We start from the raw sequence: 13,978 nt of genomic DNA on the forward strand, positions 1-13,978 counted from the left end.
CAAGATAATTTAGATGCGTTTCCCCTGTGGTCAGATTCAAGTTGCACGGTATGATGGCTCTAAAAATCCTAAAATTATTTCTACTACTTTAGTCAATGACAATCAACCCCATCATGTGGCCTTCGTTAAAAATGGAGAAAAATTATCTCTCTACATTGATGGTAATTTAGACGGAGAAACAGGGGATACAACAGATACAAGGACTACAAATGGCTCTCCCTTATACATTGGTAGTCGTAACAAGGGAAATTATTTCAAAGGTGAAGTTGATGAAATTCGCATTTGGAATGTCGCTCGCAGTCAAGAAGAAATTGAATCCAATAAAGACAGGACTCTCAATAGCGATGAAAATGGTTTAGTTGCTTACTATCCAGCCAACGAAGGCAGGGGAACTACCCTAATTAATAGTAGTGATTTTGATACATCGAATGGTACTTTGGAAGGTGGGACATCTTGGAATTATGAGTACACTTATACATCAAGTTTTAGTCCATTAGTCACTGCTGAACCCTATCCAGAAGTGGGCAATATTCTGCAACTATTTGGTGAGGATGGACAGCTAGTTAAAACAATTACTCTCACTCAGGCAAATATAGATGCAGGTAAGGTAAATATTTCTGGCATCCCTGCAAATTCTAAAGCAATCTTGAAAGAACCCAATAGTCCAGGAAATATTAACCTGGGTACTGTTACCCTCAAGGATAATGGCACTGTAGATGTTTCTTTACCGAAAAACGAAAATACAGCATCCTTTGGTATTCGTCTCTTTTCTAAGCCCACAGCAAATGTAACTATCACATTTAGTAACATTGATGGTACAGAAGGGCAGTTCTCCAAATCTTCACTAGATTTTACTCCAGAGAATTGGGAGCAATATCAAAGTGTCACAATTACAGGTTTAGATGATACTTTGGTAGATGGAGACATCAAATATACAGTTACAGCCAAAGCAAGCAGTAAGGATGATCAATACAATAATAATAATGTATCCACACCTATCATCATCACCAATCTTGATGACGATAATGGTATCACCAAAACAAACATTCTTAACAGCAGTACAGGACCCAAAGCGAGTATTAGTATTGCTGATTCCACAACAGCAATTATTGAAGGGAATACAATTGAATTAACTGTTAATTTGGATCAGAGTGCTGATACTGGTGGAAATTTAATTTTCTATTCAGTAGATGGAAAAGACTTTAAATATGGCGAAGATTATACTGTACCAGCAACTAATCAAGTTTATTTGAAAGAAAGAACAGATGGTTTTGAGCTAACTCCTATAGATGTTAACAACCTTTCAGGAACTAAAAAAGATTTAGACGGAGATGGCGACTTAGATTTAGTCGTTACAAATGGCACAACTACAACAAATTATTACCAATTCCAGGCTGTTAAAATTGCCCAAGGTCAAAGTAGTGCAACCATCACGGTTAATACCATAGATGACAAAGTTGATGAAACCGACGAAACCGTAAAAATCGTTTTAAAAGCTGGAACAAACTATCAAGTTGATGATAGTGCTACTAATGATGATAGTGCTACTAATAAATTCGTTGCTAATTTGACAGTTCAAGATAATGATACGGCTGGAGTGACTATCACTAAACCAAGTGGTACGTCTACAAGTGAAGATGGTTCATTTTTAACCTACACTATCCAACTCAACAGTCAACCGACAAAACCTGTTACGGTTTATATCGGCAGTAATGATAGTAGTGAAGGGAAAATTTCTACTGCTACATCCTTATCATTTGATGGAATAAATGACCGTGTAACGATTCCTAATTCAGATCGGATAAATTTTGATTATAATCAAGACTTTACTGTTGAGGCATGGATTAACGCTGATTCTAAGCAAACAAGTGACAAGACTAGTATTATTGAAAAATGGAATGGAAACGGTGCTTATCCATTTGTAATTCGTTATATCAAAGATTCTGGTGAGATTGAAGTTGCACGCTTTGAGGTTAAAGCCATTGATGGTAATAGTAAAAATCCTAAAATTATTTCTACTACTTTAGTCAATGACAATCAACCCCATCATGTTGCTTTCGTTAAAAATGGAGAAAAATTATCTCTCTACATTGATGGTATTTTAGACGGAGAAACAGGGGATACAACAGATACAAGGACTACAAATGGCTCTCCCTTATACATTGGTAGTCGTGCTAATAGAAATTATTTCAAAGGTGAAGTTGATGAAATTCGTATTTGGAATGTCGCTCGCACCCAAGAAGAAATTCAAGACAACAAAAATCGGATTCTCAATGGCGATGAAATTGGCTTAGTTGGGTACTATCAAGCGAACGAAGGCACGGGAACGGGAACTACCCTAATTGATAGTAGTGTTAACAAATTGAATGGTATTTTGGAAGGTGGGACATCTTGGACTAAAACCTATTCCGAACCTTCTGATTTTATCGGTCTCAATTTTAACGCTAATAACTGGAATAGCCCTCAAACTTTCCAAGTTGTGGGAATTAACGATGATATTGCCGATGGTACTGTCCCCTACAATATTATTACCACTGTCACCAGCGAAGATCCTAACTACAATAAGCTGAATATTAATCCTATCCCCCTCACCAACACTGAAGATAGTGATCCAGCGAAGATTGATACAGCCAAGATTATCATTACACCCCCTGGACAGGTAGAAGAAGGAAGAGAAAACATCTATTCTGTCAAATTGAATAGTCAGCCAGTGGGTGAAATTCGAGTGATCATGACTCCCAAAGTTGACCAGTTTCAACTCAATAATGAAGATATTGGCGAACCCCTTACCCTCACCTTCAATAAAAACAACTGGAATCAAGCACAAACAGTGCGGGTGACAGCGCTAGATGATTCAGTAGTTGAATATTTCCAAACTAGCCAAATTGAATTTAAGGTAGAAACCGGCAATATTAAAGACTTTGAATCAAAGTGGAATAATAACACACCAGATCAGGGACTTGATTTAGGGAAAATTACTGGAGGAATAGAACGGACTGGGTTAACCATAGACTCATTAACATCTACTGACATAGATTGGTATAAGTTCACTCTCCCCACCGAAGGAACTGCTAAGGACTTTGTAGAAATTCAGTTTGCTAATGCCAAAGGCGATCTCAATCTGGAGTTGTATCCCAATTCATCCAGTTTAACTTTTGATGGTGTTGATGATTATGTAGAAATTCCCTCTGAAAGTGGAGCTATAATTGGAGGTGATGGTAATTTTAGTATTGAACTATGGTTTAAAACAACAGCATCCTCCGGTACTTTAATAAGTGCAGGTACAGGCGATTTTTGGCGCGTGTATCTAAAAGATGGATTGGCAAAATTTGATTTTCAGACAGGCGGTTTAACTGGTGATGGCGGAAGTTCTGTAACTAAGGTTAATGATGGTAATTGGCATCATTTAACTGTTTTAAGAGACGGCATTAAGTCAGGAAAGTTATATCTTGATGGGATGCTAGTTAATCAGTTTACTTATGATGGCAATTATAGTTCAATTGATGTAGCAGGTATTCTTCTTGGTAAGAACTCTAAAGGCAATAATGGTGACTATTTCCAAGGGGAAATTAGTGAAGTTCGCCTTTGGAATGTAGCTCGCAGTCAAGAAGAAATTGAATCTAACAAAGATAGGACTCTGAAGGGCGATGAAGCAGGATTAGTTGCTTACTATCAAATTAACGAAGGCACAGGAGATACCTTAATTAATAGTGTTAACAATGCTGGGAAATTCGATGGCAAATTAATCAATGGGGCAATTAAAAATTCTCTATCCACCGGAAATAAAGAGCGAATTGAATTAAATGGATTAGCTGCTGGAGATTACTTACTCAAAGTATCAGGAAAGGATAACACTACCAGTAATGATTACAAACTGATTCTTGGTGATACAGATTATCAATATCGTGCCGCACCTATTGTTACCACCGATGGTAAAACCCTAACCACACTAGACGTTACCATTAAAGACAACGATTTACCCACAGCCAGAATCATTGCTGGACCCACTGCATCTGAACTTTTTGGTGAACCTAGTTACTTTACTGTTCAGTTAAATGCCCCTGCACCCCTTGATGGTAATGGGATTGTAGTTGGTTATAAAGTTGTCGGTGGTAGTGCAACTTTATTTGAGGACATTAATAATAATGGCAACTTAGATGATGGCGAAGATTTTAATGGCAATGGAAAACTTGACTTCGGAGATTACCGAATCCAAAATAACCAACAACAAGGTACTGTCAGAATTGCCCCAGGAGAAATCCAAGCAAATATTATTGTTTCTCCTGTTGATGACAAGTTGGTTGAAGATTTAGATTTAGAAGTATTAAGTAGCACTTCTGTTGCAAATAGCAATAATCTTGAATTAGAACTAGGAGTCAAAACAAAGGGATTACTTGGTAGATATTATCGTATTGATAATAACAATAGAATCATTAAGGATTCCGTATTATTAACTCGGAGTGATAACAAAATTGACTTCGATTGGAATTTTGGATCTCCTGATGCTAAAGTACCAGATGACAAATTTGGAATCGTTTGGGAAGGTAAAATCAAGCCCACAGAGCCTGGTGATTATACATTTTCTACAAACTCCGATGATGGAGTCAGGCTTTGGATTTCTGAAGATGATATCACTGAAAACAAAACACCGATAATTGACAAATGGTTATCACATCCTATTACAGAACACAGCAGTAATAAAATTACACTTGATGCCAGTAAAGAATATAATATTAAGCTTGAATATCATGAACAGGGTGGACCTGGTGCTGTTCAATTATTATGGACTCCACCTGGAGGAACTAAAGAAATCATTCCTTCAAGTCAATTATCCTCTACTCCACAAATTGTAGAACTGCCTGAAGGTAGCAAAATCAAATTTGATAATAATATCGAAGCAGAGGTATTAGAATATAACAATGGCAAACTAACGGTCAAACTTAATACCAACGATATTAATCAGATTCAAGTTGGGCAACTAGCGAAATTTTCCGCAGAAACCGTTATTGTTGAGTTACTGTCTAATACTACAAATCCAACCTATACCTTGGGAGGTGAAGATGTTAATCTTAACGGTCAATTAGATCCAGGTGAAGATACTAACAGTAATGGCAAATTAGATCCCGATGGAAATACATCAAAAGCCACCCTCAGTATTCAGGATGATGATGTCCCCGGAATCCGTATAGTAGAAGTAGGTCGTCAAACCGTTGTCAGGGAAAGAGAAACCGCTACATTTGAAGTATCCCTTCTCAGCGAACCTACAAAAGAGGTCAACATAACCCTAACTCCTGGGGCAGAAATTGAATTTGTCAATCCTCATGATCCTACTCTTGTTAACGTTGACAAAGATGTTTATAAATTTAACACAACAGGCGTTTCCAATCTTAATGTTGAACTCAAAAGCCTAGTGTTCACAGATAAAGGGGATACAGTCGCCTTTGATGTAAAATTAACATCAAAACCAACAGGAACAACAACAATTGTCTTTGATGATGGCAATGATAACGACAACACCCAACAAGTAACATTAACATTCACTGGTGAGGAAACAAATCCCATCACTGGGGAAATCATTGATGGTAATTGGAATCAAATTCAGCAAGTTGTCCTTTATAACCTAGATAAAAATACTACTGATGGTCAGTATAAGGTTAAGGCAACAGCAACAATCAATGATCCTAATAATCCTGGTAATTCTCAAGATATTTTCATTCCCATCACCCATACTATTGAGCAAGTAGAAAAACAAACCACTACCATAACTATCAGCCCAGACGAGTGGTACAAACTGAAAACCATTACCATCACGGGTAGTAATGATGGTGTTGCAGAACCAGGAATTTATCACGCCGATGCCATTAAATATGCAGTCACCAGTGATGATAATACCTATGAAGGTTTATTCGTCCCTGACCAAACAATTCATGTATTAGATCGGATTCTAGACTCCAAAGCAACTGCCTCTGCACTGGGACAAGGCTTAAAATCACTACAAGACAGTATGGATAATCTGAGCTTACCCTTGATTGGTAGTTTAGATGGAGTTGCACCAGATCCCATTGCATATTTTAGTCAAGATTTAGTAAATGCGATTAGTTCAACAGACAATCTAACTGCATCAAAGCTAAAAGAAATAATTGAAAATGTTCTCAGCAACACATTTGGTGAAGATGCTTTCACAGTTAAGACAGAAGTAACTAACAATGAAATCTCTGTACTGCTAGATATAAGCAAAAATTATAACCTCTTTAAAATACCTCTCTCCACAGATTTGGGAATACCAGCATTAAGTATTGGCTTAGAAACAAAAGGGGATTTAAAGGCTGACTTTAACTACAATTTCTCTTTGGGTTTTGGTTTGCACGATGATTTTGGCTTCTATATTGATACAGACAAAACCGCTTTTAAAACAGATGTTACCGTTGATTTAGATCAATTTCAAGGGCAAGGCAGCTTAGGCTTCTTGAAACTAGATTTCGCAGACGATGCTAACAATCCCACCAAACTGGAAGTTAGTTTTGAAGCTAGTTTAAATGATTTAGATAACTCTCAGGGAGTTCAATTCTTTGATGTCAATGGTAATGGACAGTTAGATAATAATGAACCTTTTACGAATATCAACGAAAAAGGTATTATTGAAAGTGAATTGAAACCTGCTAGTGGGGTTAAAACCATTGACACCAATGGAAATAGCTTATATGACGAAGAATCTTTCGTAAAAGGCGAGGGAATTTATCGTATAACCAAAGACAATAGTAAATACTACTTTGATGTTAATCGTAACGGAACATTAGATACTGGCGAGCTTTTTACCACTGATCCTACGAAGTTTGACCAGCCATTTAAAATTGTTAAAAAAGTTGTAGCAATTGGGAGTGATGGTACAAAGAAATTGGAATATTATTATGATGCCAATGGCAACGGAATAGCAGATTTAGCAGAAACCACAAAAGTTGATAAGAAACTAGACAAAAATAATAATTTGATTTTGGATGGCGACCTGAATATAGAAGGAGAAGGCGAATTTATCCAAGGTACGGGAATTGCTTTTCTTGATGCTAACAGTAATGGCAAATTTGATGCTGGTGAAACATATCTCAATTATAAAACAGCCTCAGTCGAATCTTCCAGCGTTCCTGGTGGAGTGTTGACTTCAACAACTACACAAACAAAACCTACTCAAAATCCTTTTAAAGAGTATACAACATATAAAGCTACAGCTAATTTGTTGTTAAATGAAACGGTATTAGACTTTAATCAATCTTTTGCAAATTTTGATCCAAACAAGTTTACTTTTGTCATTACTCATGGTTTTACATCTAGTGTTATTGGAGACAACCCACAATTCCGAGAATTAGGCAGTGCCATCTATAATTACTTTAATGAAGATGTAAACGTAATTTTATGGGATTGGAGTGATGCAGCAAGTGGTATATCAAAATATCGAGAAAACGCCAATAAAGTAGTAGGAATAGGTGAGGAACTAGCTAAATTTTTAGAAGCGGCAAATATAAATACCACCAAAACACAATTGATTGGTCATAGCTTAGGCGCTCATGTGATGGGTAATGCGGGAGAAAGTTATAAAACTTTAACAGGTACGTCTATTAATAGTATCGTGGGACTAGATCCTGCTGGTCCATTATTTGAGTCTGATTTATTAGATTATGCATTAGATACGTCACCAAATTCTGTCATAAATGATAATGTTCTTGATCTACCAGAAAATCGCTTAGATCCTTCCGATGCTGTTCGAGTAGTCGCGTTGCATACTAGCAACACATTGGGATTCGATGGTAATCTCGCAGATTTAGATATATTCGTAAATTGGTCAGATCTATTTCAACCTGGTGCATTATCTGTCACTGATAACCATAGCTATGCAACTCAACTATATACTCAGTTGACAAAACTTGCTTCATTCTCACAAGCTGCTGGTAATAGCCAAGAAAATAACACAACTCTTGTAGGGAATACCTTAGATATTAACGATATCTATGACACGGCTGTAACAGGCGCAGATTATGTCACGACAAGGAGTTATGCAGGACTGACGAAAGAAACTACCATAGAAGGCAACAAAATTAGCTACTATGATTTCGACAATAATAATAAATACGAACCCAATGATGGAGATAAACTCAGCACAGATCCACAAGTCCTAAAGTTATTGGATGATGGCAGTCGCCTCACTATCACCGAGCTTGTCAACTTCAAGAACAACCCAGAACTAAACTTTTCCGACCTTTTCAACTATCAATTTGCTGGAGAGGCTAATCTAGGATTAACAGCCGAAACCAGCATTAATAATAATACAAACTTTCCTGCCGTTAGTGTTGATTTAGCTGCTAATTTACCCCTATTTAACTACGGTAATCAAAACGAAGCTGGAAGTAATGGCTTAAGCGTTGATTTCAATAATATTACTCTTGACTTAGGAGGATTTATCAGTAATGTTGTTAAACCTGTAATCAGTACTGCTGATAAGATTATTACTCCCATCAAGCCAATAATTCAAGCTCTCAACGCTGACACGAAAATCTTTGGCTATATCGGACTAGAAAGTGTCTTTGATAAAGATGGAAAACCTGGCGTTTCTATTTTAGAAATTGCTCAAACCTTAGGCCGAACCCCTGAACAGAAAAGAAGAATAGACAAAGCCATAAAATTTGCTCAAACAATTACCAGAATTTCCGAAATTGTAGATTTACTTAAAAATTCCTCTACTCAAGAAAGTATCGCCATTAATTTTGGTAATTACTCCTTAGAAGACTTCAAAGCAGCCAGTAAAGACGAAGTAGATCAGGCTGCTAGTGTTAAACCGAGCAAGGGTAGTGGTCAAAATACAGCTCAAACAACCGATAACCTAGACAAGAATACAGAAACCCAAGCTAACAACTCCTCAAAAGGTAGTTTGATTAGTAAATTAAAAGGTTTAGAAGGATTAAATTTTCCCATCCTCACATCACCAACTACCGCTGTTAGTCTTCTGTTAGGAGAATCAGGAGTTGATTTAATTACCTATGACATTCCTGATTTTAATTTTGACTTTGAAATTGAACAGAAATTCCCGATTTTTCCACCTATTACTGGGATTTTACAAGGTTCATTCTCTGCTAAAACTGATTTAGCTGTCGGTTACGATACTTATGGTATTGAACAATGGCAAGAATCTGATTTCCGCATAGAAGATGTTTACAAAGTCCTAGACGGGTTTTATGTAAATGATTGGGATATTAATGGCTACGAAAAAGATGAGCTTTCTATACTTGCCGAGATAGGAGCTGGCGCTGGCTTAGATATTGGAATACTCAGTGCTTATGTCACAGGTGGTTTAGGTGCTTACGTAGGCTTTGATTTAGAAGACATAGGAGAAAAAACGAATACAAGTGATGGTAAATTACGGGTTTCAGAAATCATTTCCCGTCTAGATACACCCCTAGAGTTATTTGAACTTTACGGAGATTTATCAGTTTTCTTAAATATCACCGTCAAAGCATTATTCGGCATAACAGTTTATAACGATGATTTTGCCCGGTTTAAAATCGCCGAATTTAGCATCGGTGCAAACGGTATTAGTGGTTCAGTAGCAAATGCCCCCCAGGTGGGTTCGTTAGTCTATTGGGATGCTAATTTCAATAATCAATTTGATGGAGATGAACCGTTTACCTTTACCGACAGCAATGGTAATTACAACCTGGAAATCTCCGAAGAATATGATCTGAATCGAAATGGTAGTTTTGATAACGATGAAGGGCAAATTATCGCTGAAGGGGGAATTGATACTACCACTGGGTTAACCGTACAAAACCAATTAATTGTCGGCGCGGATTCCACCATGGTTACACCTTTAACTAGTTTAAAAGCAATGTTAACCAAGCGAGGATTAACAGGTGATGATGCCGCCAATTTAATTAAAACCTTCTTTCATGTTTCAGATGATATCAATATTGATACCTATAACCCATATCAAGCAATTGGAGAAGGTGACATCAATGGGGTGAAAATGGCAGTTTCTCATATTGAGGCAATAAATCTATTCTTTGGTGGCATAAGCATCCTAGAGCAAATGGGTTTTTCACAAGAAGAAGCTGAAACTCAGGTAATTCTCGCCTTACAAGATGTTTTGCAAATGGGTAATGGTTTTAACCTCAATAACATTGATGACATTAACTTACTCCTAGCCAAATTAAATGAAAAACTGAAAAACGATATTATTCTCAATGCCACCGACGATATTGCTCAATTACTCTTCAGCAGTAACCGGTTGATTGAACAAGTTACCAACCAAGCCTTAGAAAGATCAATTGATGATTTTCTTCCCAGTATTTCCCCCATTAAAAAGATTGTTAATAGTTCTGTACCTACTTTAATTGGTCAATTATTGGCAGGTGCAATTAACTCAGAAGAAGCACAAGCTGAATTAAATAATTTGTTCAATGCTAATACCTTCTTGGTACAGTATCAGAGCTTCAACACAAACCAGACAGTGAAGGTAATTAGTAATGATATCCTCACCGAAGGTATAGAAGGAAAAGGAAGTTTTACGATTGAACTGGGAGCAGCAGCCCCCAGCCAAGGGTTGAAAATTCTTTACACCCTCTCCGGGACAGCAACATTAGGACAAGATTTCAATTTTGAAGGCTCAAACTTTGGAGAAATCACCATCAAAGGTGGAGAAAGCCGGGCTATTCTCAACCTGTCAGCCATTGATGATGACCTTAAAGAAACCAAAGAAACCATCTCTCTTAACCTCAAATATGTTGGTAATGGTTACATCCTTGACCCTATTGCCAAAACTGCCCTAATTACTATTAACGATAATGAAGCAGATAGCGTTAATAGTAGTCAAAAAGGTTTAGAGTCCAATGGCACATCAGGTAACGACACTATTATCGGCACAAACAAAGACGATATCCTCAAAGGTAGTAATGGTAACGACTCACTCACCGGAAATGCAGGTAACGACATTTTAGATGGCGGTGCAGGAAATGATACTCTTTGGGGAGGAGACGGCGCTGATATATTAGAAGGTCGCTCCGGTACAGACTCACTCAATGGTGGTGCTGGTGATGATAAACTTTTTGGAGGCACTGGTAATGATATTCTTGTAGGAGGCACTGGTAATGATCAACTACAAGGTGATGCCGGAAATGATCAACTTCAAGGTAATGAAGGTAATGATGTCCTAGAAGGTGGTACGGGTAATGACTATTTAGCTGGTAACGCAGATAACGACTGGTTATTAGGGGGAGCAGGGGAAGACATCCTGGAAGGTGGTGAAGGTGCAGACTTACTCAATGGTGGTGAAGGTGCAGATGTATTCTATTACAGCACTCCCACTCAAGGAATTGACTTCATTCTTGATTTTGACCCAACTCAAGGCGATATTATCCAAATTTCCAAGACGGGTTTTGGTGTTAATAATTTAGAACAATTTAGTTTCTTGGTTGGTACGCTCCAATTTAACGGAGTAGATATTGCCTTAATCCAAAATGATGGACAAACCTATAACACATTCCCCAACTTAGCAAACATTATTCAATTAGTAGATGAACCTACTTTCCAAACTGCTGTTGTTTCCGAAGCATCTGCTCATAGTCAAATTGTCTATAGTTCAGCAACTTTAGACATGGTAGAAAAACCTACCCTCACAATTTATGATGACATTATTAAACGTGGTTATCTGAAAGTTGCTACCTCATCACAAACCACTGATTTTGACCTGGAATTTACCAAAACCTTAGCTGCTGCTATCTTTGGGAATGCAACTAAGATTGAACTGGTTAATGCAGACCTGAATAGTGGTTTTGAGCTTGTAGCCAATAAAACCGTTGACATTGGTGCTAATCATACTATTCAAACCGCAGAAGGGGATCTCACCCACAACATTGATTTCAGTCCTACCTATTTCTATGACCACAATTCCACCAAAGAAGCCATCGGTTTGATTGTGCCGGAAAATGATTCACAATGGGCGGATATAGTTCGTTGGGTAACTTATGTACCCATGCAAGCCGAAGAATTTGGGATTACCTCTGCAAATATCGCTCAAGTTATCGCTCTCAACACTGATGATAATCCTAATAATGATTCTGAAGCAGGTATTCGGCGCTTTTTAGGCATAGAAGGGAATTTAGGCGAGGGATTAGGATTACCAAATAACTTTGCGGCTAAGATTATTGAAGACATAGGTAATTATGGTGAAATATATGAGCGTCATTTCCCAGAAGTAGAAAGAGAAAGGAATTTATTGTGGACAGAAGGTGGTTTAATCTATTCTCCTCCTTTCTCCGGCACATCCCAAGATTTAGAATTGATGGAGAATAGTAACCGGAATGTACTGACCGAACTTTTAAAGCGTGGTAAATTGATTGTCGGTACTAATGGTAGAAATCCTGGTTTTTCCTTCCCTAATGGCAATGGTAACTTAGTCGGTTTTGATGTTGATTTAAGTAAAGCACTAGCTTCTGCCTTATTTGGTAATACTCAGGCTGTAGAATTTCGTCAGTTAAACAACCGGGAAAGATTCACACATGTCGCTAATGGTGTTGTTGATATTACTGTCCATCAAGTCACCCATGATTTAGTCAGAGATGGTCAATATGGAGTAGATTTTACACCTATATACTTCTACACAGAGCAAGGAGTTTTAACCAGGAAAGATAATGGTGTTGTTAACCTTCCTGATTTAAACGGTCGGAAAATAGGTGTCAGTGCTAATACTAACTCGCGGCAAAATCTTGAGGATATCTTTAAAAAGTATGGTATTAATGCGGAAATTATCGAATTTACCACTGCTGAGGAGCTTAGTGGCGCTTATTTACTAGGAAAAATTGATGCGATATCTCTTGATACTCCCTTGTTATATGCAGCAATGGCTTTTTTACCAGATCCTGATAACCATCATTTACTCAATGCCAACATTAGCAAACAACCTCTAGCGATGGTAATTGATGAAAATCAATCGGATTGGGGCGATGTAGTCCGTTGGGTGACGCATGGTTTAGTCCAAGCACAAGAATATGGTATTACTTCCCAAAATATTGATGAAATTTTAGCCCGCAATACCGATAACAACCCCAGTAATAATGACAGCAGCGAGATTCGTCAATTTTTAGGGTTAGAAGGCAATATCGGCCAAATGCTTGGTTTGTCAAGTGATTGGGCTGTGAAGATGGTAAAAGCAGTTGGTAATTATGGGGAAATTTACCAACGGCACTTTAATACAGATGTTTTACGTCGTGGACAAAATGAATTAGCTACTGATTTTGGCTTACAAACTGCTCTACCATTACGGGCAGGTGAATTCCAGGAAGGATCAGATCCCATCACTAAACCTCAAGACCTAGTTTCCGGTACACCTGGCAATGATAAACTCATATCCCCCACAGATTTGGATGGGGAACAGGACATAGTATTTACTGGCGCTGGAGATGATGAGGTAGATGTCAGTCTGGCTCCAGTTGGCGATAATAATATCTTTGGTGGTAGTGGTGCAGATACTATTTATGTGAGTAAGGGCGATCGCGTCTTTGGTGACGTTGGCAATGATATCTTCTATGCTATTGATGGCAAAGGTGGTAATCGGATGTCCGGTGGCGCAGGAAATGATACCTTCTTCTTGGGTGCAGGCGATCGCGCTCTTGGTGGTGAAGGTAACGATATTTTCTACCTTCAACAGGGTGGTGGTAACTTAATCTCCGGTGGTGCTGGTGCTGACAAGTTCTATATCCTCACTGGTGATATACCTGCTACTACCAACACCATTATTGACTTCGATATGGGTACTGATGTCTTAGGTATTCGTGGTCAAGGCGCTGGTTTTGATTTCAATGACCTGACTTTAATTGACAATAGTATTATCGTAGGCAATACAACTATTGCGATCTTGAACGGAGTTGATACTACCAGGTTGACTGCTACTAATTTCAGCTTTATCTAAAACTTAACGGGTGACAATGTGGCTAAACAG

The 13,978-nt window shown here is 38.0% G+C and carries 1 protein-coding gene; it reads left to right on the top strand.

Going from position 1 to position 13,978, the window contains the following annotated elements:
- Nucleotides 1-13: 13 nt before the first annotated feature.
- Entirely contained in the window at nucleotides 14-13,948 is a 13,935-nt protein-coding gene (locus HGD76_RS20655) for a LamG-like jellyroll fold domain-containing protein (protein ID WP_168696882.1), read from the top strand.
- Nucleotides 13,949-13,978: the final 30 nt, after the last annotated feature.

The organism is Dolichospermum flos-aquae CCAP 1403/13F (genome assembly GCF_012516395.1).
Taxonomy (GTDB): domain Bacteria; phylum Cyanobacteriota; class Cyanobacteriia; order Cyanobacteriales; family Nostocaceae; genus Dolichospermum; species Dolichospermum lemmermannii.

What these genes read in the sequence shown, in the direction of transcription:
- HGD76_RS20655 (WP_168696882.1), top strand. Translation starts at nt 14, where the DNA reads ATGCGTTTCCCCTGTGGTCAGATTCAAGTTGCACGGTATGATGGCTCT.